Origin of the sequence: Saccharothrix variisporea (genome assembly GCF_003634995.1) — a bacterium.
Taxonomy (GTDB): domain Bacteria; phylum Actinomycetota; class Actinomycetes; order Mycobacteriales; family Pseudonocardiaceae; genus Actinosynnema; species Actinosynnema variisporeum.
Genome location: NZ_RBXR01000001.1, coordinates 204,297 through 230,673 on the forward strand (window position 1 = coordinate 204,297; position 26,377 = coordinate 230,673).

Here is a 26,377-nt window from a genome sequence, read left to right on the forward strand (position 1 = left end):
CCGATGTACGACGCGGTGCCCACGATGGAGGAGACGTCGTTGCGGGAGGCCATGTCCCGCTTCGCGACCGGTGTGACCGTGCTGACGGTCGGCGGTGAGCACGCCCACGGCATGACCGCGAACTCGTTCACCTCGGTGTCGCTGGACCCGCCGCTGGTGCTGTGCTGCGTCGCGCGGACCGCCGTGATGCACGAGGCGATCAGCGGGGCGAAGCGGTTCGCCGTCTCCGTCATGGGCGCCGACCAGGAGCGGACCGCGCGGTACTTCGCCGACAAGCGCCGCCCGCGCGGCCCGGCCCAGTTCGACGTGGTGGACTGGCTGCCCGGCGACCACACCGGCGCGCCGCTGCTGTCGGGGTCGCTGGCGTGGCTGGAGTGCGAGCTGGCGCAGTGGTACGAAGGCGGTGACCACACGATCTTCCTGGGTCGGGTGCTCAGCTGCCGGCGTGGTGCGGGGACGCAGGCGCTGCTGTTCTACGGCAGCGCGTTCCACCAGGTGTGACGATCGCTGTCGGCCGGGGACCCGCGCGGGTCCCCGGCCGGGTTCGGGTGTGCCGGCCGCGCGGGCCGGCGGAGGGGAGCGCTCATGCTGGTGACCGTCACCGGCGGCAGTGGTTTCGTCGGGTCCCACACGGTCGCGGAGCTGGTGCGGTCGGGACACCGGGTCCGCCTGCTGGTCCGCGCGGAGTCCGCTGTGGACAGTGCGTTGCGCCCGCTGGAGGTGCCTGCCGGCGCGGTGGACGTCGTGGTCGGCGACGTGACCGACGAGCCGGCCGTCACCTCGGCGGTGCGCGGCGCGGACGCGGTGGTGCACGCGGCCTCGGTGTACTCGTTCGACCGGCGGCGGCGTGCGGAGATGCTGCGCACCAACGTCCGCGGCACCGAGGTCGTGCTCGGGACCGCGCGCCGGCTGGGCGTGGGGCGGATCGTGCACGTGTCCAGCATCGCCGCGTTGTTCGGGCCCGGGGTGCGGGTGATCCGCGAGTCGTCGCCGGTCGGGACGACCCGGGAGCCCTACGCGGCGACGAAGGCGGCGTCGGAGGCGGTCGCGCGGCGGTTGCAGGACGAGGGTGCGCCGGTCGTGATCAGCTACCCGCCGGCGTTGCTCGGGCCGCACGACCCGAAGGTGGGTGACCAGACCGAACGGCTGCGCAACACCCTGCGCGGGTTGATGCCGATGTGGCCTTCCGGCGGCTTGCAGATCGGTGACGTCCGGGACACGGCTTCTCTGCACGCGGCGCTGGTGGGTTCGGACGTCTCCGGTGGTTACTTCGGCCCCGGCCGCTACCTGACCACGCCGGAGTACGTGCGGACCGTGCGTTCGGTCACCGGGCGGTCGTTGCCCGCGGTGTTCCTCCCGGCTTTTGCGATGCTGCCGGTCGGCAAGCTCGTCGACCTGGTGCAACCGCTGTGGCCGTGGCACATCCCCGCCGAGTACGGGGCCATCGCCACGGTCGGCGCGGCCACCCGCGTGGACCCCTCGGCCGGCACGCTGGACTTGAAGCCCAGGCCGTTCGCCGACACCGTCGCCGACACGGTCCGGTGGCTCGGCGACTCGGGCCTGCTCACCGCGCGGCAGGTGGGTCGCCGGTGACCACCTCCAACGTCGAACACGTCGACCTCCGCCCCGAACTGCCCCCGCGCACCATGGAGTTGCTGCGGGAGCGCAACGACGACCTGCGCTCGCGCGCCGTGTCCGGTGACGGCTCGCAGCGCCAACACGCCCTCGGCAAGCGCACCGCCCGCGAACGCCTGGACCTGCTGCTGGACCCCGGCTCGTTCGTGGAGGTGGACCTGTTCCGCCGCCACCAGGCACACGGCCTGAAGGTCTCCGACCACCGCCCGCACACCGACGGCGTGGTCGCGGGGTCGGGCACGATCGAGGGCCGGAGGGTGTTCGTCTACGCCCAGGACTTCACGATCTTCGGCGGTTCGCTGGGCCAGGCGCACGCCGCCAAGATCCACAAGGTCATGGACATGGCGCTGGCGACCGGTGCCCCGATCATCGGCCTCAACGACAGCGGCGGCGCACGCATCCAAGAGGGTGTGATGGCGCTGGACGGGTACGGCGGGATCTTCCGTCGTCAGGTCGAGGCGTCGGGCGTGATCCCCCAGATCTCTGTCGTTCTGGGCCCTTGTGCCGGCGGTGCCGCCTACTCACCCGCGTTGGCCGACTTCACCTTCATCGTCCGCGGCACCGGCCAGATGTACTTGACCGGCCCTGACGTGGTGGCCGCGGTGAACGGTGAACGCGTCACGCACGAGGAGCTGGGCGGCGCTGCTGTCCACAGTGGACTGTCCGGCGTGGCTTCCTTCGTGCACGACGACGAGGAGAGCTGCCTGGCCGACGTCCGCTACCTGATCTCGCTCCTCCCGTCCAACAACATGGAACCCCCGCCCGCCTACGAGCCTTGCGGTGCGACCGAGGACATCCGTCCCGCGTTCGCCTCTCTCGTCCCCGTCGAGCCCAACAAGCCCTACGACATCCGGGACTTGATCGCGGAGCTCGTGGACGACGGGGAGTTCCTGGAGGTCCACGAGGGTTGGGCGGCGAACGTGGTGTGCGCTTTCGGCCGCGTCGACGGCGGGGTGGTCGGGGTGGTCGGCAACCAGCCGATGGTGCTGGCCGGGGTGCTGGACATCGAGGCGTCCCAGAAGGCGGCCAGGTTCGTGCGCTTCTGCGACGCCTTCGGCATCCCTCTCGTGTCCCTGGTCGACGTCCCCGGTTTCCTGCCCGGGACCGACCAGGAACACCACGGCGTCATCCGGCATGGCGCCAAGCTGCTGTACGCGTACTGCGAGGCCACGGTGCCGAGGATCCAGGTGATCGTGCGCAAGGCGTACGGCGGTGCTTACATCGTCATGGACTCGCGGTCCATCGGCACGGACCTGTCGCTGGCGTGGCCGACGAACGAAATCGCGGTGATGGGCGCGGAGGGCGCCGTGAACGTCATCTTCCGCAAGGAGCTGGCGGCGTCGGCCGACCCGGTGGAGCTGCGGTCGGAGCTGCTGGCGGAGTACTCGGAACAACTGGTCCACCCGTACTACGCGGCAGAACGCGGCCTGGTGGACGACGTGATCGACCCCTCCCACACCCGAGCGGCAGTAGCCCGGGGCCTCTCGATGCTCCACAACAAACGCCGCCACCCGACGGCCCGCAAACACGGCAACGTGCCCCTGTAGGGCGGTGACCGCGGCTCGGCCGGTGCCCAGACGGGCACCGGCCGTTGTGCTTCCAGGCCGGGGTCAGACGGGGATCTCGGTGTCCAGGCGGGTGCGGGAGTCGGCTACCGAGCGGGTGGCGGTTTCGGGTTTGTCGCCGGCGCTGACCATCATGTTGACGAGTTGGGATTCGAAGACGCGTTCGGCGTCGTACGGTTCGAAGAGGTAGTCGCCCAGCTCCAAGGTCACCAGGCCGTGGGTGGTGATCCACATGTGGTGGGCCACCAACTCCGGGTCGCCGGGTTCGAAGCGGCCCGAGGAGATGCAGCGGCCGGCGCAGCGGGCCACGTTGGCCAGGGTGTAGCGGCCGTGGTGGCGGTCTTCGTCGGACAGGGTGAAGCCCGCCAGGGAGAAGCCGCCGAACATCACCGCGTACAGGTCCGGGTTGGCCAGGGCGTTGCTGCGGTACGCCCGGCCCAGCAACGCCATGTCGGCCACCGGGTCGTCGGTCTCCGCGACACCGGTCAGGTAGCGCTGCAACCGGGCGAAGCCCTCGTGGACGATCTCGCGCACCAGGCCCTGCATGCCACCGAAGTGCGTGTACACCGCCATCGTCGACGACCCGGCCTCGGCGGCGATACGCCGGGTCGACAGCGCCTGCGGTCCCTCCTCGGTCAGCAGGCGGGCGGCGATGTCGACGAGCGCGGACCGGGCGTTGGGGTCCGATCGGCGTGGGCTCACCTTGACAGTATTCCATAACGCCGCTATAAATTGTAATCAGAACACTGTTATGGAATCCGGGAGGTGGGGGCCGTGGCCGCGCCGACACGGGAAGCCGAAGTGGGTCTCGACGTGCGGGGCGAGCTCCCCGCCGCACTGGACGGCGCGTACGTCCAGACCGCCGCGCGCGGGGTGTGCGGCGTCCGGCTCGGTGGCGGTGGGGCGCGGTGGTTCCGCGGGCCGCGGCCGGTCGGGCTCGTCCCGGCGCACCCCTCGGTTGCACGTCCGGTGTTCGACGGGAACCGTTGGCACACCGCGATGTCACACCCCGGGCTGGGGTACGCCGAGCACGTCGTCCACGACCCGGGCGGAACCCTGAAGAGCGCGACACCGTTCCCGGCCAAGGGCACGCCCGTCCTCGCGGTGGCCGGCAGGTTCGTGGTGGTCTTCGACTCCGGCCCGTACTACAGCCGCGCGGCGGCGCTGGTCGGGGCGCGGGACCCGTACGTGCACCGCGACGACCTCCCCGTGCGCATCGGACTGACCGACGGCGGCGAGCCGTGCTGGTTCGAGGTCGGCACGGGAGAGGTCCGGCACGCCGTCAACGCCCACACCGAGCTGGGCCGGGTCGTCGTGGACGCGGTGTGGGAACCGGGAGTCCTGCGCAGGTGCACGCTCGATCTCGCGACCGGCGCCGTGCGCACGACCACGTTGCCGCCACTGGACATCGGCGGCGTGGACCCGCGCGTGGCCAACCGGCGACACCGGTTCGTCTTCGGCACCGCAGGCGACTCCCTGGTGCGCTACGACGTGGCCCTCGGGCACCGGAGCGTGCGCGACCTCCCGACGACACCGTCCCAGCCGGTGTTCGTCCCACGCGGCCGGGACGAGGGTGACGGCTGGCTGGTGGCTCTGGCAGGCGACCGGCTGCTGGTGCTCGACGCCGAAGACCTCGCCGCCCGTCCGGTGGCCGAGGTGGCGCTGCCCTTCGCCGTGCCGGCCTCGCCGCGCGCGCAGTGGGTGACGGCCCTGGAACTCCACACGGCCCGGTGAAGTCCGCAAAGGCCCCGGGGCTCCGCGGGGAGCACCGGGGCCGTCGAGCGGCGAGTCAGTCCAACTTGGACAAGGCGAACTGGCCGGGACGTCGACCCTTCCCGGCCGGACCGCGGTAGGCCTGGGCGATCTCCAGCCACCGCGTGGCCACCTCGCCCTCCGCCTGCACGTCCAGGTCGGCGTGGTGCCGTCGACGCGTGACCAGCAGGCAGAAGTCCTCTGCCGACCCGGTCACGCGCTGCGCGGCGTCCTCCGGCCCGTACTCCCACCGCGCGCCCGAAGGCGCGGTGATCTCGAACCGGAACTCCTCGGCCGGCGGCTCCTCGCCGCGCGCCAGGTAGCCGAAGTCCTTGGTGCGCACGGCGAAACCGACCAGGTACCCCAGCCGGTCGTCCCACTCGCGGTGCACGCCCAGCGCGTCGGCGACGTCCTGGCCGTGCCCGAACAGCTCCATCATCCCCGCGCCGGCCAGCACGGACGGCGGCAGCGGGTTGACCAACCACGGCACCACGGTGTCGGCGGGCACGGCGGCCAGCGCCCCGATCGCCGAGGACTTGGTCTGCTGCCACCGTTCCACCAACGCCGTGGTGTCCAACGCGAGGTGCGGTGCCATCGCACCGGCGACGTTGGCGTCGAAGTCGGCGGACAGCCCCGCGAGCATCGCGCGGAACCGGTCGCCGTCGCCCGCCGCGAGGCCCGCCATGCCGAAGATCGCGGTCAGGTGCGCGACCTGGTGCTTCACCGTCCACCCGGGCGACGGCGTGGGCAGCGACCACGCGGTGTCGTCGAGGTCGGCGATCATCCGGTCGAAGTCGTCGCCCGTGGCCCGGAGCGCCGTGATCACGTCCATGCGCATGTCCTTCGGTCGAGTTCGCTGGGCTCCGACGATGCCGCAGCGCGCGGCCGATGTCTTCTCGCGTCGTGCTCTAGGGACCCGGCGGCGACACCAGGTGCGCCACCTCCCGGTCCAGGGTCGCGCGGTCGTTGAAGTACCCGGTGTGACCGACCCCGGACCACGTCACCAGCCGCGAGCCCGCGATCTGCCGGGCCAGGCCGCGCCCCCACACCATCGGCGTGGCCGGGTCGTGCTCACCGCTGACCACGAGCACGTTCGCCGCGCCCCGCACGGTCTCGCGCCGCCACGGGTTCGCCGCCGGCACCGGCCACCCCGCGCACCCGGCCTGGACGTCCCACCCCTCGACGTACCCCCGGGTCACGGGCGCGATGCGCCGAACCTCCCGCTGCCGCACGGCGAGGTCGACGAAACCCGCGACGTCACTGGGGAAGTCGTGGCACGCGATCACCCGGTACGCCGGGTCCGTGGACGCGGCGGCGAAGGGTGCCGCGTCGGTTTCCGCGTCCCGCAACAACTCCGCGAGCCGGGACCAGTTCGCGGGGGAGTACAACGCCGAGTAGGTGCCGTACCCGAGCTGTTCGGCGGGAATGCCGTTCGGAATCCCTTGTGCCGGCAGGGGTGCCCGGTCCAACAAAGACTCGTAGTACGTGACGACGTCCCTGTCGTGCAAGGCGCACTTGGCCTCCTCCGCGCACCACTTGGCGAACCGCGTGAACACGTCCTCGGTCACGCGTGCCTCGTCGGAGGCCATGCGCCGCGTGCCGACCGTGTGGTCCACCGCGCCGTCGAACACGGCCGCGCGCACCCGGTCCGGGAACAGGCGGGCGTAGGTGGTGCCCAGCAGCGTCCCGTAGGACAGGCCCAGCCAGCTGACCTGCCGTTCCCCCAACGCTTCCCGCACCGCGTCGAAGTCGCGGGCGGCACTGATCGTGTCCACGTGGTCGATCAGCGGACCCGTGGCACGGCGGCAGTCCTCGGCGACGCGCCGGTTGTAGGACACCAGTCGCCGGTACTCCTCGGCGGTGGCCGGGAACTGCGTCACCGCCGGGTCGAACGGCGGCGTCGGGCAGGTGATCGCGGGCCGGCTCTCCCCGACGCCCCGCGGGTCCACGCCGACGATGTCGAACCGGTCGCGCAGCGCGGCCGGGAACACGTCGCGGGCGTAGTCCCGCACCATCGGCACGCCGGGCCCGCCCGGTCCGCCGGGGTTGATGAACAGCACGCCGATCCGCCGCGCGGGATCGGCCTTCACGCGGGACACGGCCAGGGTGATCCGCTCACCCGGGTGGTCCCAGTCCAGCGGCACCCGCACGGAACCGCACTCGGCCCCCTGCTCGCCGCACGCCTGCCACGCGATCCCCGGTTCGGCCGCAGCCACGCCCGGTGCGGTCGCGGCGGTCAGTGCCAGTACGACCGCCAGCGCGGTCTTTCCCCTCATGTCGTCCCCTCACTCGTCGGGCCGGTCGATCATGTGGCGCGGCCGGGTGCGCGGGCGTCAGCCGGCGGGATGACGCGCGGTCATCCCCTGGTCGGGGTATCAACGTCGGTATGAGAGTCGTGGTCCTGGCCGACACGCACGCGCCCCGCCGGTGGAAGAGCTGCCCGCCGAGGGTCGCGGAGCACCTGCGCGACGCCGACCTGGTCCTGCACGCCGGGGACGTGTGCGTGCCCTCCGTGCTGGACGAGCTGGCGGCGTTCGCGCCGGTGGTGGCGGTGGCCGGGAACAACGACGGGCCGGACGTGGTGGCCTGGGGCGCGCCGGAGGCGGTGGAGCTGGACGTCGACGGCCTGCCGGTGGCGATGATCCACGACAGCGGTCAGGCGAAGGGGCGCACGGCCCGGATGCGGCGGCGGTTCCCGAACGCGCGGCTGGTGGTGTTCGGGCACTCCCACATCCCGCTGGACGAGTCCGGCGACGGCGTGCGCATCTTCAACCCGGGTTCGCCCACCGACCGCCGCCGTCAACCGCACGGGACGATCGGCGTGCTGGAGGTGGCCGCGGGCGAGCTGGTGTCGGCGCGGATCGTGCCCGTCACCGATTAGCACCCTTGTACGCAGTGTCGTGGTGTGGTGACGATGGGTGTCCGACTGTCTGGAGGACTCGATGGCGTTCACCCTCGACCCCACCGGCCGCGACATCCACGGCGAGGCGGAGGTGTTGCGCGCACGGGGCCGGCTGACGCGGGTCGAGCTGCCCGGCGGGGTCACGGCGTGGTCGGTCGGGGGATTGGCCGACCTGAAGCGGCTGCTCGGCGACGACCGGCTGTCCAAGGACGCTCGGCAGCACTGGCGGGAGTGGGCCGACGTCCCGGACGACTGGCCGCTGCACCTGTGGGTGTCGGTGCGCAACATGTTCACCGCGTACGGCGACGAGCACCGCAGGCTGCGGGCGTTGGTGTCCAAGGCGTTCACACCCCGGCGGGTCGAGGACATGCGCCCGTGGGTGGAGCGGATCACCGCCGACCTGCTCGACGCGCTGGACGCCGGCCCGGAGGTGGCCGACCTGCGCGAGGGCTTCGCCTACCCGTTGCCGATCGAGGTGATCTGCCGGCTGTTCGGCGTGCCCGAGGACCTGCGGCCGGGGCTGCGGCGGGCGGTGGACGTCATCTTCGACACGACCGCCTCGCCGGAGGTGGCCCTGGCCAACCAGCAGGACCTGTACGCCCTGCTGCACGGCCTGATCGAGGCCAAGCGGCGTGCCCCGGGCGACGACCTGACCGACGGCCTGATCGCGGCCCGTGACGAGGACGGGTCGCGGCTGACCGAGCAGGAACTGGTGGACACGCTGATCCTCGTGCTCGCCGCCGGCCACGAGACCACGGTGAACCTGCTGGACCACGCCATCACCGCGCTGTTGACGCACCCGGAGGCGCGGCAGCGGGTGGCGTCGGGCGAGGTGTCGTGGGCGGACGTGGTCGAGGAGACCTTGCGCTGGCAGGCGCCCGTGGCGCACTTGCCGTTGCGGTACGCGGTGGAGGACGTGTCGGTCGACGGGGTGGTGATCGCGCGCGGGGAGGCCGTGCTGGCGGGTTACGCGGCGGCCGGGCGGGACCCGGAGGTCCACGGTCCGACGGCGGCGTCGTTCGACCCGGGGCGGGCGGACAAGACGCACCTGTCGTTCGGGTTCGGGGCGCACTACTGCCTGGGGGCGCCGCTGGCCCGGATGGAGGCGGAGATCGCGCTGCCGGCGTTGTTCGAGCGGTTCCCCGATCCGGCGCTCGCGGTGCCGGTGGAGGAGTTGCGGCCGTTGGCGTCGTTCATCTCCAACGGCCACGCCTCGCTACCGGTCCGGTTGCGTTAGGTGGACCGGGACGCCCGGGGGAGTGGGCGTCCCGGCCCGTTCGCTCACGCCGCGGTGCAGGTCGGGCTCAGGGTGCCGGCGGTGCCGGTGCCCTGGAAGCCGAACTCCGTGTACTGGCCGGCGGCCACGTTGCCGTTGTACGACACGTTGGACCACTGGTTGCCGCTGCGCTGGACGTTCCACACGCCGGTCACCGTCGTCCCGGACGGCAGGGCCAGCGTCACGGTCCAGCTCCGGATGGCCGTCGAGCCCGCGGTGACCCGCACCGTCACGACGAACCCGCCGTTCCACTGGTTCACCGACGTGGTCGCGGTGCAGCCGCCGGGGACCGGGTCGCTGGAGGTGGTGGTGGTCGTCGTGGTCGTCGTGGTGGTCGTGGTCGTCGTCGAGGTCGGGCCGACGCTGTTCAAGGCGTCCAGAACGGCGGTGTAGGCGGGCTTCTTGTTGCCCGAGCCGTCGAACAGCAGCGGGGTGCCCGACGCGCGCCACGAGTCGCTGTCGCGGATGCCCCACACCGTGATGCCGTTGCACCGGGTCACGGCCAGGCAGGCCTTCGTCACGCGCTCGTAGTTGGACGCCTGGGTCGTGCCCGAGCCCTCGATGTCCAGCTCGGTGATCTGCACGTCCACGCCGAGGTTGGCGAAGTTCTGCAGCGTCGTCTGGTAGTTGGACGGCACCGGGCTCTGCGGGTTGAAGTGGGACTGGAAGCCGACGCAGTCGATCGGGACGCCGCGGGACTTGAAGTCCTGGACCATGCGGTAGACGGCCTGGGTCTTGGCGTGGGTCCAGTCGTCGGTGTTGTAGTCGTTGTAGCAGAGCTTGGCGCCGGGGTCGGCGGCACGCGCGGCGCGGAAGGCCGCTTCGATCCAGTCGTTGCCGGTGCGCTGCAGGTTGGAGTTGCGGCGCGCGCCGGAACTGCCGTCCTCGAAGGCCTCGTTCACCACGTCCCAGGCGTAGATCTTGCCCTTGTAGTAGGTCGCGACCTGGGTGACGTGGTTGAGGATCGCCGACCGCAGCGCGGAACCCTCCATGCCCTGCATCCAGCTCGGCTGCTGGGAGTGCCAGGCCAGCGTGTGGCCGCGCACCCGCATGCCCTGCGACCGGGCGTGGTTGACGATCCGGTCGGCGTTGCCGAACGAGAACTGGCCCTGGGTCGGCTCGGTCGCGTCGATCTTCATCTCGTTCTCGGGCGTGACCATGGTGAACTCGCGGTTCAGGATGCCCACGTACGTCGAGTCGCTCAGCTTGAACGCGGCCACGGCCGTGCCGAAGTAGCGGTCCGACTGGGCCGCGGACGCGCCGAGCGTGGTCGCGGCGTTCGCGGAGGTCGCCACGAGCGCGGCGGCGCTGAGCGTGACGGCGGTGAGCACCGTCGACACCAGCGCGGCGCGCGACACTGACCTCGATGTCAGCTTCATGTTTTGGCACCTTCTGGGGAGCACTGGGGAGGATTCTGTCTCGTTCCAGGCCTGAAACTTTTAGCAGTATTGACCGAAACAGATAGTGCCGGCAAGGGCCTAATGAGACATGCTTCGGGGTTCTGACCTGGTGAATGAACAGGTCAAGGCAATCGAAATGTTTCGAAAGGTATTCGCCGGAATGCCCGTGTTTGCGCCGGAACGTCCAATCGCCGGTACGCCGACCAGGCTCACGCCGAGGCGCGATCGGTGGCGTGCAGGGCGCCCGCCACCGCGTCGCGGACGGCCGCCTCGTCCGGCGCGGACCCCGCCCACGCGCGCAGCGAGGTCGTCGGGTCGTCCAGCCCGCAGGCCAGGAACCGGTCGTAGACCGCCAGGTCGGGGTCGACGTTGAGGGAGAACCCGTGCGTGCTCACCCCGCCCCGGATGCGCATGCCGATCGACGCGACCTTGCGGTGCTCCGGCGTCCACACCCCGACCAGGCTCGGCCCACCCGGCGGCGTGTCGCGGCGCACCGCCGTGAACCCCAGCGCCCGCAGGGCCTCGATCAGGCCGTTCTCCAGCCACCGCACGACGTCCGCCGGCCCGCGCTCCCGCACGTGCGCCACCAGGTACCCGACGAGCTGCCCCGGCCCGTGGTAGGTCGCCTGCCCGCCCCGGTCGACCCGGACGGTGGGCAGCCCTGCGGTGACGGTCGGCAGGTGCTCGACGGGCGTGCGCGGCCCGTAGGTGACCACGGGCGGGTGCGTCAGCAGGAACAGTCGGTCACCGGCGCGCCCCTCCCGGCACTCCTGCGCCCACCCCTCCATCGCCACCGCCGCCTCGGCGTACTCCACTTCCCCCAGGTCGACCCGCTGCAACGCCGGAAACCCCCTCATGCCAACGATCCTACGCCCACGCCAAGACCGTCCACAGAGGACTCCACCGGCCACCGGGACAATCGGTGGGATGAGAGCCGAACTGATCCTGGTCCGCCACGCCCGCCCCCTGCTCCCCGCGCCCGGCGGCCCGGACGACCACCACCGACCGCTGACCGAGGAAGGCCTGGCGCAAGCCGAGCGCCTGGTCGACGACCTGGCCGGCCTCCGACCCACCGCGATCGCCTCCAGCCCCTACCTGCGCGCGGTGCAGACGGTCGAGCCGACCGCACGGGCACTGGGCCTGCCCGTCCACCGCGACCACGACTTGCGGGAATGGGACTCCGCCATCGGCTCCACGCCCGACTACGCCCGCCACTACGCCGAGAGCTGGGCCGACCCCCACCACACCCGCCCCGGCGCGGAAAGCCTCCACCAGCTCTCCGTGAGAGCCACCACCGCCCTCACCGCGCTGGCCGAACACCACCAGGACGGCACCGTCGTCATCGGCAGCCACGGCACGTTCATCTCCCGCGCCCTGGTCGGGTTCGGGGTGACCACCGTCGACTGGCCCTTCAGCCACGCCATGCCGATGCCCGCGCTCTACCGCCTCCGCTTCACCGCCCGAGGCGTGGAGATCACCGGCCCGGGACTCTGAACAGGGCCGGATCCCGACACCCGGACCCCTCAGGAGAAGATCTCCCTTACGCAAGGGCCGCGACCACTGGCGCGAGGGAGGTCGTCGCAGCCGGATGGCGTAGGAACCCGCAGGGGTGTCGGGGGATCTCAGTAGGGTGGACCGATCGCGAGATGGGGGAGTGGCGGTGACCGACGAGGCCGACTTCGGGCCGTACCGGATCCTGGGCATGCTCGGCCAAGGCGGCATGGGCGTGGTGTACCGGGCGCACGACACCGTGCACGACCGGGTCGTGGCGCTGAAGAAGCTGCCCGCCTCGGTGGCCGATCCCGAGTTCCGCGCCCGGTTCCAGCGCGAGGCGCGGCTGGCGGCCTCGCTGAGCCACCCGAACATCGTGCCGGTGCACGACTTCGGCGAGATCGACGGCCAGCTCTACCTGGACATGCTGCTGGTCGACGGCACCGACCTGCGCCGCATGATGGGCCGGGGCGACGTGGACCCGGACCGCACCCTGGCCGTGCTGCGCCAGGTCGCCCGCGCCCTGGACGCCGCCCACGAGGCCGGGCTGGTGCACCGGGACGTCAAGCCCTCCAACATCCTGGTTGACGGCTCCGGCCGCGCCTACCTCGCCGACTTCGGCATCGCCCGCGAGACCTCGCCGGACGCGACCGTGCTCACCCAGTCCGGCGACCTGATCGGCTCGTGGGACTACATGGCCCCCGAACGGCTGTCCCGCAGCGACGTCGACGGCCGCTCCGACCAGTACTCCCTGGCCTGCGTGCTGTTCGAGTGCCTGACCGGCCGCCTGCCCTACCCGGCGGTGGACATGGCGGCCAAGGTCGCGGGCCACCTGCTCCAGCCGCCGCCCGCGCCGTCGGTCTTCCTGCCGACCATCACGCCCGCGCTGGACCAGGTGGTGCTGCGCGGCCTGGCCAAGGACCCCGCCCGCCGCTTCCCGTCGTGCACCGCCCTGGTCACCGCCGCCGAGGCCGCCACGTACTCCGGCGGCACGGTCCGCTCCGCCCAGCCGACCCTGCCCGGCCCGTCGAAGGAACGCGACCAGGGTCGCCTGGTGCGGGCGATCATGCGGGCGCAGGAGCGCAAGCCCGGCACCCGCCGGATGCCCTACAGCAGCAAGCCCGTCTGCCCCTACCCCGGCCTGTCCGGGTTCGACCGGGCCGACGCCGCCCTGTTCCACGGCCGCGACCACGTGGTCACCGACCTGCTGGTGCGCCTGGCCGAGCAGCTCGACGGCGGCGAGCCGGTGGTGGTGGTCGGCGCGTCCGGCTCGGGCAAGTCCTCGGTGCTGCGCGCCGGCCTGCTGCCCGCGCTGGCCGGCGGCGACGGCCCGGACCTCGCCGACTGGCCGCAGATCGTGCTCACCCCCGGCCCGGACCCGATCCGGGGCCTGGCCACGGCGATGGCCGCGCACTCCGCGCTGGACGCCGAGGAGTGGGTGCGGGTGATCCGCCAGACGCCGACCAAGTTCGGCGAGATGTGCGCGCGCTCGGTCGGGGAGACCGCGACCCGGCCGGTGATCCTGGTCGACCAGTTCGAGGAGCTGTTCACCTACGGCGCGCCCGAGGCCGACCGGATCGCCTACGCCACCGCGCTGACCTCGGCCAGTCCCGCCATCGTCGTGCTCGCCGTGCGCGCCGACCTGGTGGACCGCTGCATCGAGCTGGCACCCCTGCGCCCCGCCCTCCAAGCACCGGTCGTGCTCGGCCCGATGGACGCCACCGAGCTGCGCCAGGCCATCGTCGTGCCGGCCCGGGACGCGGGCCTGGAGGTCGAGGCCGGCTTACCGGAACGGCTCATCGCCGACCTGGGCGTGCGCGGCGAGATCGGCTACGACCCCGGCGCCCTGCCCCGACTGGCGCACGCCTTGCGCGAGACGTGGAACCACCGCGAGGGCAACATGCTCACCCTCGCCGCCTACCGCCGGGCGGGCGGCATCGACGGCGCGGTCGCGCGCACCGCCGACGAGATCCACGACCGCCTCGACCCGCTGGGCCGGACCCTGCTGCGCACCACGCTGCTGCGCATGGTCACCGTGTTCGACGACGGCACCGCCGTGCGCCGCCGCGTGGACCCGCGCGAACTGCCCGCCCCGGTCATCCTCGACCAGCTGATCAGCGCCCGCCTGGTCACCGTGGACGGCACCGGCGCCCGCCTGAGCCACGAAGCCCTGCTGTCGGCGTGGCCCCGGCTGCGCGGCTGGATCGACGAGGACCGCGCCGGCCTGATCCAGCACCGCCGGTTCACCGACGCCGTGCGGGTGTGGCTGGAGTCCGGGCAGCACGCCGACGACCTGTACCGGGGCGTGCGGCTGGCGTCGCTGACCGGGTGGCTGGAGTCCGCCCGCGACCGCGTCCGCCTGCAACCGGCCGAGCAGGAGTTCCTGGCCCGCTCCACCGCCGCCGAGCAGGCCGGGCAGCTCGCCGAGCGCCGGCGGACCCGCCGGCTGCGGACCCTGGTCGCCGCGCTGAGCGTGCTGCTGCTGGTCGCGGCCGGCGCGATCGTCGTGGCCACCAGGTTCGGCCAGGACGCCCGCGCCCAGCGCGACCGGGCCGAGGAGTCCGGGCAGCTCAACCTGTCCCGCCAGCTCGCCGCCGAAGCGGCCCTGGCCCGTGGCGTGGACCCCCGGCGCAGCGCGCTGTCCGCGTTGGGGGCGTGGCAGGCGGGGCAGACCGTGGAGAGCCGCAGCGCGTTGCTCGCGGTCGCCGTGGACGGCTACCGGGGTCGGATGACCGGCCACGAGGGCGTGATCTCCTCGGTCGCGCTCTCCGGCGACGGCAAGGTCCTGGCCAGCGGCGACAACGCGGGTTCCCTGCGCCTGTGGGACGTCGCCAAGCGCGAGCAGCTCGCCGAGCTCGACAACGGCGGCGGCTGGTTCCGCACGCTGTCCATGAGCGAGGACGGCAAGCTGCTGGCCACCGCGAACCCGGACAAGAAGACCGTGTCGCTGTGGGACGTGGAGAAGCGGGAGAAGATCCGGGACGTGCCCGGCTCCGGCATCGACACCGTGCTCTCCCGCGACGGCACCCTGGTGGTGACGTTCAACGACCGCGGTCTGGTCGTCTACGACACGAAGACCTTCGCCGAACGGGCCGTCCTGACGGTCACCGCGCCCTCGATCTTCCTCGCGATGAGCCCGGACAAGACCCTGCTCGCGATGACCGACGGCAACAACGTGCAGGTCCGCCGGATCGCCGACGGCGCCACCCTCGCGACCCTGACCGGCCACACCAACGCCGTCCAGTCCCTCGCGTTCGACCCGTCCGGCCCGACGCTGGCCAGCGCCGCCACCGACGGCACCGTCCGCCTGTGGGACACCGGCACCTGGACCACCCGCGACACCCTGTCCTCCCCGGAGGGCAGCCTGACCTCGGTCGGGTTCAGCGCCGGGGGCGCGATCGTGGCCAGCGGCAACGGCACCAGCGTCTACTCGTGGGACCCGGCCAGCCACGTCCTGGTGGCCCGGCTCGCCACCCGGTCGACCACCACGTTCGGCATCACCGTCTCCGCGGACGGCCACACCCTGGTCGGCGGCAACGCCCTCGGCGAGATCACCGTCTGGCAGCTCGGGCAGACCGTCATGGGCGACCGGCACGGGTCGACGATCGCCGTCGCGTTCCACCCCGACGACAAGCTCATGGCCACCGTCGACGGCGCCGGGTTCCTGGAGGTGTGGGACTCCACCACCGGCGACCTGGTCAAGCGGGTCAAGGCGCACGAGGGCGCGGCCTACGACGTCGACTTCACCCCGGACGGCAAGGAGCTCGCCACCGCCGGCGAGGACGGCGCCGTCGTCGTGTGGCGGGTCTCCGACGTGGTCGAGCAGCGGCGGTTCAGCAGGCCCGGCACGGTCATGGCCAGCATGCGCATCAGCCCGGACGGCAAGCAGATCGCGGTCGCCGGCCGCTCGCCGGTGACCTCGGCCGAGGACCGCGACGAGATCCTGCTGCTGCGCACCGCGGACCTGTCGGTGTCGCCGCAGCGCCGCTCCACCCGCGGCGAGCCGCGCAACGGCGAGGGCACGCAGCTGACCGGCAACTACCCCACCGGCATCGCGTTCAGCCCGGACGGCAAGACCCTGGCCGTGCCGCTGTCGGCGGGCAAGGTGGGCCTGTGGAACCTGGTCGACCCGGGCGCGGAGCTGACCATCCTGCCCGGCCACGACGGCATCGCCATCGACGCCGACTTCAGCCCGGACGGCACGATCCTGGCCACCGGCGGCTCGGACCGGGTCGTGCGGCTGTGGCGGGTGCGCGACGGGCAGCAGGTCGGCGAGCTGACCGGCAGCGACTCGACCATCCGGCGGGTGGCGTTCAGCCCGGACGGCAAGTCGCTGGCCACCGCCGGCCAGGACACCGTGGTGCGCCTGTGGAACGTGGCGGACCGGCGGTTCCTGGCCCGCCTGGACCGGCACGAGGACCAGTTGAACGACCTGGACTTCGACAGCAAGGGGGAGCGGTTGGTCAGCGCCGGCGCGGACGGCGTGGCGCGGTTGTTCCACCTCGACCCGGCACACGGCACCGAGGTGCTGTGCGGGTTGCTGGACCGCGCGACGCTGGCCGACGAGTGGAACGCGCTGGGTCCGGACCGGGGGAGGGCGCCGACGTGCCCGGAGTGAACGGCGTGCCCGAGGGGGTCGAGGGCGTCGCCATGCCCACGGTCGTGGTGCGGGCGGCCGGCGTCGGCGCGGTCGTGCTGCGGCCCGGCGAGTCGCTGGTGTTCGGCCGCGCGCCCTTCGTGGGGCAACCCGCGCCCGGCCGGGTGACGCTGACCCTGCCCGACTGCGCGCCGCACGTGTCGCGGCTGGTCGGCGAGCTGGTGGTGGGCACCGACACCGTGGCGCTGCACTGGCTGGGCGCGGGCGAGGCCCAGCTGTCGAGCCTGTTCGACGCGCCCGGCGGCGCGCGGCGGGTCATCCTGGCCCGCTCGATGTCGGCGCTGCTGGACCGCGGCGAGAACCAGTTGGTGCTGCTGCTGGGCCGCCAGGGGCCGCTGGGCTTCACCGACCTGGTGGTCAACATCGACGTCTCGGCGTCGGAGACCACCTCGCAGCTGGGCGCGGCGGAGGGCGAGGTCACCGGCAAGGGGCCGAGCCTGCCGCGCGGCAGCCGCGACTGGTACGTGGCGCTGGCGCTGTGCGAGCCGTGGCTGGCGGGCAAGGACGACTACCCGCGCCCGCCGTCGAACAAGGAGATCTACGAGCGGGTCCTGCACTGGCACGGCTACGCCTGGAACCTGCACCGGCCGCAGCGCGTGGACGACGCCATCCGGGCGATCTCGGCGGTGGCGTTCGGTCCCGCCGACGACCCGTACGCCACCCCGCACGAAGGCCGGTTGCAGAACGTCCGGTTCGCCGTGGCGCGGCGCGCGGCGGAGATGCGGCTGGTCACCGCGGCGGACCTGACCGAGGTGGAGCGGGCCGCCCGGAACCGGAAACTTCCACCCCCGGCCCCGGGAACGCACGGCCCTTAGTCCTGCTCGGACGTGGTGGACCGCAGGCGGTCCACCACTGTCGAGAAAGGACTGTCATGTCGCAACAACCGGTGGAGCGGGCGACGAAGACCGGCGCCACGATCGCGTTGCTGGTGCTGTTGACCCTGGCGAACGTGTTCGTGCTCATGACCGGCCTCGTCGGGTGGGCCGACGAGGCCGAGCACGGCGGTGACTGGGACGACGGCGCGTTACCGGCCTTCGCCTTCGCCACCTTGCTGAGCGTGGTTGCCGTCGTGGGGCTGGTCGGGGCCTGGATGACCCGCAAGTGGGGTCCCCGGCTGTACCTCGGTGCGGCCGGCCTCGGCCTGCTGGTCGGGCTGGTGCTGACCGAGGGGAACGTCTCGCCGTTCAGCTTCCTGGGCATCGGCCTGGCCGTGGTGCTGTGGCTGACCGCCGAGAACAACTGGTAGGACGTCGTGACGGGTCACCTTGTCGGTGGTGGCCTCGGAGGCGGGGACGCTCGGCGCGAACCCGCCTCCCGGCGTCACCGGCGGCGCGGACAACCCCGGTCCGGAGGCGAAACCACCGGCCGGCGTCACCGGGAACCCCAGGGCCGGCACCGGCATCCCGCCACTCGGCGTGACCGGGAACCCTTGAGCCGGCACCGGGATCCCACCGCTCGGGGTCGGGGTGAAGACCAGAGCCGGCACGCTCGCCGCCGCGAGGCGCTTGCGGCGGGTCAGCAGGACGGCGGTGCCCGCGGTGGCCGTCGCGATCGCGATCCCCGCGCACAGGAACGCGAACACGATCAGCAGCGTGGGCGCGCCACCGGGCTTGCCACCCTTGTCCGCCGCCAGCTTCCGGTACTCGGCGGCCTGCTGGTGGCCCGGCGACCCCGCGAGCACGGCGTCGAAGTACTCCACCGCCGAGTCGTAGTCGCCCTCGAAGTACTTGTCCAGCCCGGTGCGGTAGTCGCGGTCGTGGTCACCGATCGCGGCGGTGATCTCCTTGCCCTGCAACACCTCCGCCAGGGTCTGGGCGGACGCGGCGAGGTTGAACGACTGCGTCTCGCCCGGCGAGCCCTGGCTGACCAGGCCGACGATCCCGCCGTCCATGTCCACCACCGGCCCGCCGCTCATGCCGTGCGTGGCGGCGGCGCTGAACTCGTAGAACGGCCGCCCCTGCTGGGTGCGCTTCGCGGAGATCTGGCCGTTCTTGCTGCTGGGCTCGAGGCTCGGGTCCACGGCGCCGCTGGTGGAGCCGGGGTAGCCGATGGCCAGGATCGGCGTGCCGACCGGGGTCTGGTCGGCGCGTACCGGCACGGCGGGCAGGTGTTCGCGGGGCACCTTCAGCACGGCGATGTCGCCGTCCTCGGGCGCCACGAGGTCCACGACCGTGGCGGGCGCGATGTCGCGCACCTGCTCGGACCCCTTGACCTCCGCGCGTTCCACCTGGATGGCGCGCTCGATCGGGCTGTCCGGTGACGCGCCCTCGGCCTGGCCGTGCTCGGCGAGGTCCCGCTGCGCCTTGGCCTCGTCCTTGACCCGGCCCACCTTGGTCAGGTCCGCCACCGCCGACGCGATCAGCGCGCCGCCGCCGCCCAGCGGTCCGGTGTGGACGCAGTGGCTGGCGGTGGCGATGTGCCCGTCGGGCGTGACGATCGCGCCGGTGCACGCGGTCTTCACCTCGTAGCCCGCCGTGCCGCCGAACACCTCGCCGGTGCGCTTGTCCCGGACCCAGCCGTGCCAGGTGACGGAGATGAACACGATCCCCGGTCGGGCCAACGCCGCCGCCCGCTCCTCGGGGCTGGACGGAGCCGCCGACGCGACCAGGTTCGGCGCCAGGGCGAGGACCGCGGCACCCACCAGCACCACCGTTCGACGCATCACCCGTACCCCCACGCGGATCACCCGTACACCCCCGCCCCGTCGATCCGGACCCACACCGAGCGGTAGCCGTTGGCGGCGTTCTGCTCGGTGAACTGGTTGCCCTGGCAGGTGTACTCGTCGACCTCGTTGAGGTCCGCCTTCACCTCCTGCGGCGTGGTGCCGATGAGGCCGCGCTGGTCGTAGGAGTCGTACTTCACCGTGGTCTTCGTCCGCGCGAGGTAGGTGATCTGCCGGTCGTCGGCCTTCCACGTGAAGTCGGTGCTGCCGTTGCCCACCAGCCGCAACTCGTTGCCCTCGTAGTTGCCGGTCATGGTCCAGTTCTCCTGGTACTCCGTCGCGGTGCCGTCCGGGCGGAACTCGTACCGGCGGCCACCTCCGCTGAACGGGATGCGGTCGGCGTCGGAGTAGAACTTCAGCATCAGGCTGTCCTCGACCGTCCGCCAGGTGCCGACGACGCACATCGGCAGGCCGGGGGCGCGGGAGGACGACGTGCGCGGTGTCGGGGAGGGTCGTTCGCCCACCGCGACCGGGTCGCGCCCGGCGGGTCCGCCGTCGGCGAGGGCCACGGCCGTCAACGCGGACGCGCCGAGCAGCGCGCAGGCGGCGACGGAGAACAGGACGACGACGGCGGGTCTTCCTGGCGGCCGGGGGGAGTCGCTCACGCGCTCATCGTATTGATCTCACCGCGCGGGAGAACGCGGAACCTACCGGAAGTTTCCGCCGGCCGCACGCCCGCTGACCCGTACGGCGCAACGCTCCTGGGCTGCTCAGGTCAGGTTCTGGAAGCGCTCCGACGCGACGGTCAGCGCGTCCACGCACGCCCGGATCGCGCCGCGCTCGGCGTCCTCGGCGCGGGTGACCGCGTAGATCGTCCGGTTGAGCGCCGGGCGGGTGGCGATGATCCGCACCCCGTCGGGCACCGAGTCCCGGCCCAGCCTCGGCACGACCGCCGCGCCCACGTTGCCCGCGACCAGTGCCAGCTGGGTGGGGTAGTTGCCGATGGTGCAGCTGATCCGGGCGTTGACCCCGTGCCGGCGCAGCACGTGGGTGAGCCAGTCCAGGCAGCCCGACCCGGCGCTCCAGCCGATCCACGGGACGTCGTCCACCTCGGCCAGGTCCACGGTCTTGCGGTGCGCCAGCCGGTGGGACGCGGGCAGCACCAGGTCCGCCACGTCGTGCAGCAGGGTCGTGCTCGACGTCGTGCCGGGCACCACGACCGGCCGGTGCTCCCAGCTCTCCAGCACGGCCACGTCCAAGGCGCCCTCGACCACGCGCGGCAGCGTCTCCTCGGCCTCGCCCTCCTCCAGCGTGACCTCCAGCCCCGGGTGCCGGTCGCGCAGGAGTGCCAGCGCGGGTGGGAGCAGGGCGTGCACGGTGGTGGGGATCGCGCCGACCCGGACCGTGCCGGTGACGTCGTCGCGCAGCAGCTCCAGGTCCGTGCGCGCCTGCTCGACCTGGTCCAGGATGCGCTCGGCGTGCCGGGCCAGCACGTGCCCGGCGGTGGTCAGGCGGACGCTGCGCCCGTGCGGTTCGAGCAGCCGCTGCCCGGCCTCCCGCTCCAGCTTCGCCAACTGCTGCGACACCCCGGACGGCGTCACGTGCAACGCGACCGCCGCCGCCGCGACCGTGCCGTGCGTGGCCACCGCGTGCAGCGCCCGCATCCGCTCCAACCCGAACACGGAAGCGATGCTACCGGTTTCCGCTCACGAACCTTCGCTTGTCCTTGACAGTCGCGCGGGCGAGGCTGGACTACCGTGACCACCACCGAAGTCCGCCCCACCGTGGCCGCACCCGCGCGCGTCCACCCGGCGCTGCTGGCCGCCGCGGGCAGTTTCTGCATCGCCTTGTCGTCGGTGTTCATCAAGGTCTCCGGCACCACCGGCAGCACCAGCGCGTTCTGGCGCTGCCTGATCTCGCTGCCGGTCCTGCTCGTGCTGGTGTGGCTCGAACGCAGGCGCGGCACGGCCCGTCGTCGGATCGCGCTGCCGTTGCTGGCGGGCGTCGGGCTGGGTGTGGACTTCGTGCTGTGGGGCGACGCGATCGCGCTCGTCGGGGCGGGCGTGGCGACGGTGATCCTGTCCATCCAGGTGGTGATCGTGCCCGCCGTGGCGTTCCTGGTCTTCGGCGAACGACCACCCGGCCGCTTCCTGGTGACCGTCCCCGTCCTGCTGGGCGGCATCGTCCTGGCGGGCGGCCTCGCCGGCACCCCCGCTTTCGGCCCGGACCCGGTCCTCGGCGCGGTCCTGGCCCTGGGCGCGGGCGTCGGCTACGCGGCCTACCTCCTGCTGATCCGCCACAGCACCGGCCCCGGCGCCCGCGAGCACACGCTGATGCTGGCCACGGTCTCGGCAGGCGCGGTAGCAGCAGCCATCGGCCTCCCCACCGACCGCCTCGACTTCACCCCCGGTTGGCCCGCACTGGGCTGGCTGGTCGCGCTGGCCCTGGTCGGCCAGATCGTCGGATGGATGCTCATCTCGACCGCCCTGCCCAGGATGTCCAGCTCGACCGGCGCAACGCTCATGCTCCTCCAGCCGGTGGCCGCGATCCTGCTCGGCATCGCGCTGCTGTCGGAACGCCCCAGCGTGCTGCAACTCGCCGGCTGTGCGATCGTCCTGGCCTCGGTGGCGTTCGTCGGGAAGGCGCACCGATGATCAGGTGACGGCCGTCACAGTGCATGCTGTCGATCCGGCCGGTGCTCGTTCGACGCACCTGGTGAGAACACCCCCGGAACGACCTTTTGGAGCACCCGATGCGCACCCTGATCACCACCGCCTTCATCTCCCTCGACGGCGTCGTCGAAGCCCCGGGCGGCGAGCCGGGCTACCGCAACTCCGGTTGGACGTTCCAGGACATCGACTTCGACCCGGCCGCATACGAGCTCAAGGGACGAGAGCAGGGCGAAGCCACCGCCATGATGATGGGCCGGGTCAGCTACCAGGCGTTCTCGCCGGTGTGGCCGACCATGACCGAGGAGTTCCCGGGCTACAACGCCATGCCCAAGTACGTCGTCTCCACCACCCTGACCGAAGACGACCTGGTCTCCAACTGGGGCGAGACGACGATCCTGCGCTCCCTGGACGACGTGGCCAAGCTCAAGGAGAGCGAGGGCGGCCCGATCATCGTGCACGGCAGCGCCACCCTCAACCGGGCTCTGTCCGACGCGGGCCTGATCGACCGCTACCACCTGCTGGTGTTCCCGGTGCTGCTGGGTGCTGGGAAGCGACTGTTCAGCGCGACCGACAAGGACAAGCAGAGCCTGAAGCTGGTCGAGTCGGAGGCCTACGGAAACGGCATCCAGAAGCTGGTCTACGACGTGCGGTAATCCGCTCGATCACCGCAGTACACCACCAACACGCCCCCCCACTCCAGCCCGCTGTTCGCCCCCGCCAGCCGCAAGCCCACGCCACCCCCCCACTCACCGGCCGCGCGCTTTTACGCCGAAGGCGCGCTTTTCGCGCCGCAGGCGCGAGCCCGGCTGCCAAGCCCACGGGAAGGGCCTCGGTTTCTTTCCCCCGTACGGCCTGGGCGAAGCCCAACCACACTTGGTTCGTTTCTGCAACCAGCTTTTCCGGTTGCGGAAACGGGCCAAGTGTGGTTGCCTCCGGCAGGCCGTACGGGGGAAAGAAACCGACGCCCTTCCACCCCCGGGGGCCTGCCCAGCGGCGAGCGTCCGCTTTTAGCTTTTGATCTTGAGAGCGCGCCAGCGCGTCCATCTCGAGAGCGCGGAGCGCGCCCCGCTCAAATCTTGAAAAGCGAAAGAAAAAGCGAAAAGAGCCTCGCCGGCGGGCAGGCCGCCAAGGATGGACGGAAGGACAAGGGCGGGGGCTTTTCCGTCATCCCCGTATGGCCTGGTGGAACCTACCACAGATTTCCCGGGTGCCGCTAAAATTTTTTGCTCGTTCCTCACAAAAAATTTCGGCCGCACCCGGGAAATCTGTGGTAGCCCTTCGGGCAGGCCATACGGGGATGACGGAAAAGCCCAGAGAGAGGTCTGCTGCGCTAGCTCACACGAGCGCCCTGCGGGCGCGAAGAGCGCGGCGCGCTGGTGGGTGGCGAGCGCTGGTTGGGCGGTGGTCGGACCGTGGTCGGGTTACTTACGGCGTCAGCGGACCAATGGTCGGTGTCCGCTAGTGGACTTTTGGTTGACCTCCTCCAAAAGTCCGCCCTACCGTGCTGTGACCTGGGCAACACCCCTGCCGGATCGCTCAAGGAGGCGCGACACCGCCATGCCCACTCGCAGCCCCACCCTCTCAGCCGCCCTGCTGCTCACCGCCGGACTCCTCACCACCGCACCGCCACCCGCGACCGCCGCCATCGACCCCGCCGACTTCCAGCAGGTAGAACTCGCCCGAGGTGTCGCCGAGATGGGAGAGCCGATCTCCCTCGCCGTCTTACCGGACACCTCCGTCCTCCACACCGCCCGCGACGGCGTCCTCCGCCGCACCGACGCCGCCGGCACCACCAAGGTCGTCGGCACCCTCCCCGTCTACAACCACGACGAAGAAGGCCTCCAAGGCGTCGGCGTCGACCCCGCCTTCACCACCACCCGCGCGATCTACCTCTACTACGCCCCCAAACTCACCACCCCCACGGGCGACGCGCCCGAGACCGGCACCGCGAGCACCTGGGACACCTGGCGGGGCGTCAACCGCCTCTCCCGCTTCACCCTCAACGCCGACTGGACCCTGAACACCGCCAGCGAGAAACCCGTCCTGGACGTCCCGGCCGACCGCGGTCTGTGCTGTCACGTCGGTGGTGACATCGACTTCGACGCCGCCGGCAACCTCTACCTCTCCACCGGCGACGACACGAACCCGTTCCAGTCCAACGGCTACAGCCCGATCGACGAGCGCACCGAGCGCAACCCGGCCTTCGACGCCCAGCGCACCTCCGCCAACACCAACGACCTGCGCGGCAAAGTCCTGCGCATCAAGGTGAACGCAGACGGCTCCTACTCGATCCCCTCGGGCAACCTCTTCGCCCCCGGCACCCCGAACACCCGTCCCGAGATCTACGCGATGGGCTTCCGCAACCCCTTCCGCATGACCGTCGACAAGGCCACCGGCACGGTCTACCTCGGCGACTACGGCCCCGACGCGGCGACCACCGACGCCAACCGCGGCCCGTCCGGTCAGGTGGAGTTCAACCGGATCACCTCGCCCGGCAACTACGGCTGGCCCTACTGCACCGGCACGAACACCACCACCGAGACCTACAACGAGTGGAACTTCGCCACCAACGCCACCGGCCCGAAGTTCACCTGCGCCAACCCCACCAACAACTCCTTCCGCAACACCGGCCAGTCCACCCTCCCGCCCGCACGCCCGAGCTGGATCCGCTACGGCGGCGACGCGGGCACCCCGCCCGAGTTCGGCACGGGCTCCGAATCCCCCATGGGCGGCCCGGTCTACCGCTACAACCCCGACTCGACCTCGACCGTCAAGTTCCCCCGGTCCTTCGACGGCCACTTCTTCGCCGCCGAGTACGGTCGCCGCTGGATCAAGGACATCGCGGTCAACGCCGACGGATCACCCGGCACGATCCAAGCCTTCCCCTGGACCGGCACGCAGATCATCGACCTCGCCTTCGGCCCGGACGGCGCGCTCTACGTCCTCGACTACGGCACCGGCTACTTCAACGGCGACCACAACTCGGCGCTGTACCGGATCGAGTACATCGCCGGCACCAACCGCACCCCCACCGCACGCGCGAGCGCGAACGTCACCTCGGGACACGCGCCCCTCGCGGTGGCGTTCTCGTCCGCCGGGTCCAGCGACCCCGAGGGCACACCGCTGACCTACCGCTGGGACTTCGGTGACGGCACCTCCAGCACGTCCGCCAACCCCTCCCACACCTACTCCACCAACGGTTCTTACACCGCGACCCTGACCGTCACCGACGCCGACGGCGCAACGGGAACCGCGAGCGTCTACATCACGGTCGGCAACACCGCGCCCAAGGTGACGATCGACCTGCCCGTCGACGGCACCCCGTTCTCCTACGGTGACACGATCCCCTTCCGCATCACCGTCACCGACCCCGAGGACGGCACCATCGACTGCGCCCGAGTGAAGATGACCTACGGCATCGGTCACGACAACCACGGTCACGTCATCACCACCCGCACCGGCTGCACGGGGTCGATCACCGTGGCCGCGGACGGTGAGCACGACGAGGCCGCGAACGTGTTCGGGGTGTGGGACGCCGAGTACACCGACCTGGGCGCCAACGGCCAACCCGCGCTCACCACGCACGCCAAGAGCGTCACACAACCCCGTCACCGCCAAGCCGAGCACTTCACGACATCCTCGGGCATCAGCAAGATCGCCAAGTCCCAAGCCGAGGGCGGCTACACGGTCGGCGACGTCCACAACGGCGACTGGGTGTCCTTCACCCCGTACGCACTGGCCGACGTGCGCGGCTTCGCGGCGCGGGTGTCCTCCGGCGGGGTCGGCGGCACGCTCCAACTCCGCGCCGGCTCGCCCACGGGCACCGTCCTGGGGTCGGTGGCGGTCCCCGTAACCGGCGGGTGGGAGTCGTTCACCACCGTCAGCGGCAGCCTGTCCGGCGCGCCGAGCGGCACCACCGCGCTGTACTTGACGTTCAGCGGCGGCGCGGGGGCGTTGTTCGACGTGGATTCCTTCACGCTCAACGGTCCTACCGGGCCGATCGTCGGCGCGTCCGGCAAGTGCGTGGACATCTCCGGCGCGGGCACGGCGGACGGCACGAAGATCCAGCTGTGGACGTGCAACGGCACGGGCGCGCAACGGTGGCAGCGGGCCGGGCAGACGTGGCAGGCGTTGGGCAAGTGCCTGGACGTCTCCGGCGCGGGCACCGCTGACGGAACCAAGGTGCACCTGTGGACGTGCAACGGGACCGTCGCCCAGAACTGGGTCACGGGCACGGACAGCACGCTGGTGAACCCGAACTCGGGCAAGTGCCTCGACGCCTCCGGCGGCGCGACCGCCGACGGCACCCAACTGATCATCTGGCCCTGCCACGGCGGTGCCAACCAGAAGTGGACGACGCCGTGA

At 71.8% G+C, this 26,377-nt stretch carries 20 protein-coding genes; 12 read left to right on the top strand and 8 right to left on the bottom strand.

The annotated features are described in order from the left end of the window. Nucleotides 1-3: 3 nt before the first annotated feature. From DFJ66_RS00800 to DFJ66_RS00810, 3 genes are all read left to right on the top strand, one after another. A complete protein-coding gene (locus tag DFJ66_RS00800; protein WP_121216969.1) occupies nucleotides 4-501 on the top strand; it encodes a flavin reductase family protein in 498 nt (165 codons plus the stop codon). A gap of 84 nt (nucleotides 502-585) precedes the next feature. After that, a complete protein-coding gene (locus DFJ66_RS00805) occupies nucleotides 586-1,593 on the top strand; it encodes an SDR family NAD(P)-dependent oxidoreductase (RefSeq protein WP_121216971.1) in 1,008 nt (335 codons plus the stop codon). A gap of 53 nt (nucleotides 1,594-1,646) precedes the next feature. Beyond that, nucleotides 1,647-3,182 carry an acyl-CoA carboxylase subunit beta gene (locus tag DFJ66_RS00810; protein WP_121230451.1) on the top strand — a complete coding sequence of 512 codons (1,536 nt, stop codon included), beginning with the start codon at nucleotides 1,647-1,649 and terminating at the stop codon, nucleotides 3,180-3,182. 63 nt (nucleotides 3,183-3,245) lie between these two features. Here DFJ66_RS00810 and DFJ66_RS00815 read toward each other — a convergent pair whose 3' ends face one another. Continuing rightward, nucleotides 3,246-3,902 carry a TetR/AcrR family transcriptional regulator gene (locus DFJ66_RS00815; RefSeq protein WP_121216973.1) on the bottom strand — a complete coding sequence of 219 codons (657 nt, stop codon included), beginning with the start codon at nucleotides 3,900-3,902 and terminating at the stop codon, nucleotides 3,246-3,248. 72 nt (nucleotides 3,903-3,974) lie between these two features. Between DFJ66_RS00815 and DFJ66_RS00820 the strand changes: the two genes are divergently transcribed. After that, nucleotides 3,975-4,934 (top strand): carotenoid oxygenase family protein, encoded by a 960-nt coding sequence (locus DFJ66_RS00820; RefSeq protein WP_121216975.1) that lies wholly within the window; start codon nucleotides 3,975-3,977, stop codon nucleotides 4,932-4,934. Between the two features lie 55 nt (nucleotides 4,935-4,989). Here the strand turns inward: DFJ66_RS00820 and DFJ66_RS00825 are convergent, their stop codons facing one another. Continuing rightward, nucleotides 4,990-5,784, bottom strand: a complete 795-nt coding sequence (locus DFJ66_RS00825; protein WP_121216977.1) for a TIGR03084 family metal-binding protein — start codon at nucleotides 5,782-5,784, stop codon at nucleotides 4,990-4,992. A gap of 76 nt (nucleotides 5,785-5,860) precedes the next feature. Next, nucleotides 5,861-7,228 carry an alpha/beta hydrolase gene (locus tag DFJ66_RS00830; protein WP_121216979.1) on the bottom strand — a complete coding sequence of 456 codons (1,368 nt, stop codon included), beginning with the start codon at nucleotides 7,226-7,228 and terminating at the stop codon, nucleotides 5,861-5,863. A 110-nt stretch (nucleotides 7,229-7,338) separates the two neighbouring features. Between DFJ66_RS00830 and DFJ66_RS00835 the strand changes: the two genes are divergently transcribed. After that, the gene (locus DFJ66_RS00835) at nucleotides 7,339-7,833 is read left to right on the top strand and encodes a metallophosphoesterase family protein (protein WP_121216981.1); all 495 of its coding nucleotides are present in this window, start codon (nucleotides 7,339-7,341) and stop codon (nucleotides 7,831-7,833) included. A 61-nt stretch (nucleotides 7,834-7,894) separates the two neighbouring features. After that, a complete protein-coding gene (locus DFJ66_RS00840; RefSeq protein ID WP_121230454.1) occupies nucleotides 7,895-9,091 on the top strand; it encodes a cytochrome P450 family protein in 1,197 nt (398 codons plus the stop codon). A 44-nt stretch (nucleotides 9,092-9,135) separates the two neighbouring features. Here DFJ66_RS00840 and DFJ66_RS00845 read toward each other — a convergent pair whose 3' ends face one another. Together DFJ66_RS00845 and lipB are read right to left on the bottom strand one after the other, a co-directional pair. Further along, nucleotides 9,136-10,509, bottom strand: a complete 1,374-nt coding sequence (locus DFJ66_RS00845) for an endo-1,4-beta-xylanase (RefSeq protein ID WP_121216983.1) — start codon at nucleotides 10,507-10,509, stop codon at nucleotides 9,136-9,138. A 230-nt stretch (nucleotides 10,510-10,739) separates the two neighbouring features. After that, nucleotides 10,740-11,387: a lipoyl(octanoyl) transferase LipB gene (gene lipB, locus DFJ66_RS00850; RefSeq protein ID WP_121216985.1), complete on the bottom strand. Its 648-nt coding sequence runs from the start codon at nucleotides 11,385-11,387 to the stop codon at nucleotides 10,740-10,742. A gap of 70 nt (nucleotides 11,388-11,457) precedes the next feature. Between lipB and DFJ66_RS00855 the strand changes: the two genes are divergently transcribed. The 3 genes from DFJ66_RS00855 (at nucleotide 11,458) to DFJ66_RS00865 (ending at nucleotide 17,493) form a co-directional block, all read left to right on the top strand. Further along, on the top strand, nucleotides 11,458-12,024 hold the full coding sequence (locus DFJ66_RS00855; RefSeq protein WP_121216987.1) for a histidine phosphatase family protein: 567 nt from the start codon (nucleotides 11,458-11,460) through the stop codon (nucleotides 12,022-12,024). Nucleotides 12,025-12,190: 166 nt separating this feature from the next. Then, nucleotides 12,191-16,639: a serine/threonine-protein kinase gene (locus tag DFJ66_RS00860; protein ID WP_147459135.1), complete on the top strand. Its 4,449-nt coding sequence runs from the start codon at nucleotides 12,191-12,193 to the stop codon at nucleotides 16,637-16,639. After that, nucleotides 16,627-17,493, top strand: coding sequence for a hypothetical protein (locus tag DFJ66_RS00865; protein WP_246029503.1), 867 nt, complete (start codon nucleotides 16,627-16,629; stop codon nucleotides 17,491-17,493). Before DFJ66_RS00860 ends, DFJ66_RS00865 begins: the two co-directional genes overlap by 13 nt. Nucleotides 17,494-17,702: 209 nt before the next feature. On the opposite strand, the gene DFJ66_RS00870 is transcribed toward DFJ66_RS00865, so the two are convergent. From DFJ66_RS00870 to DFJ66_RS00880, 3 genes are all read right to left on the bottom strand, one after another. Beyond that, on the bottom strand, nucleotides 17,703-19,340 hold the full coding sequence (locus tag DFJ66_RS00870; protein WP_147459136.1) for a S1 family peptidase: 1,638 nt from the start codon (nucleotides 19,338-19,340) through the stop codon (nucleotides 17,703-17,705). Between the two features lie 20 nt (nucleotides 19,341-19,360). Then, complete coding sequence (locus DFJ66_RS00875) at nucleotides 19,361-20,005, bottom strand: hypothetical protein (protein WP_121216993.1); 645 nt, start codon at nucleotides 20,003-20,005, stop codon at nucleotides 19,361-19,363. Between the two features lie 105 nt (nucleotides 20,006-20,110). Further along, the gene (locus tag DFJ66_RS00880; protein ID WP_121216995.1) at nucleotides 20,111-21,022 is read right to left on the bottom strand and encodes a LysR family transcriptional regulator; all 912 of its coding nucleotides are present in this window, start codon (nucleotides 21,020-21,022) and stop codon (nucleotides 20,111-20,113) included. 75 nt (nucleotides 21,023-21,097) lie between these two features. Here DFJ66_RS00880 and DFJ66_RS00885 point away from each other — a divergent pair, with 75 nt between their 5' ends. From DFJ66_RS00885 to DFJ66_RS00895, 3 genes are all read left to right on the top strand, one after another. Continuing rightward, on the top strand, nucleotides 21,098-21,994 hold the full coding sequence (locus DFJ66_RS00885; protein ID WP_121216997.1) for a DMT family transporter: 897 nt from the start codon (nucleotides 21,098-21,100) through the stop codon (nucleotides 21,992-21,994). A 98-nt stretch (nucleotides 21,995-22,092) separates the two neighbouring features. Next, a complete protein-coding gene (locus DFJ66_RS00890) occupies nucleotides 22,093-22,665 on the top strand; it encodes a dihydrofolate reductase family protein (protein WP_121216999.1) in 573 nt (190 codons plus the stop codon). A gap of 904 nt (nucleotides 22,666-23,569) precedes the next feature. Then, complete coding sequence (locus DFJ66_RS00895; protein WP_121217000.1) at nucleotides 23,570-26,377, top strand: PQQ-dependent sugar dehydrogenase; 2,808 nt, start codon at nucleotides 23,570-23,572, stop codon at nucleotides 26,375-26,377.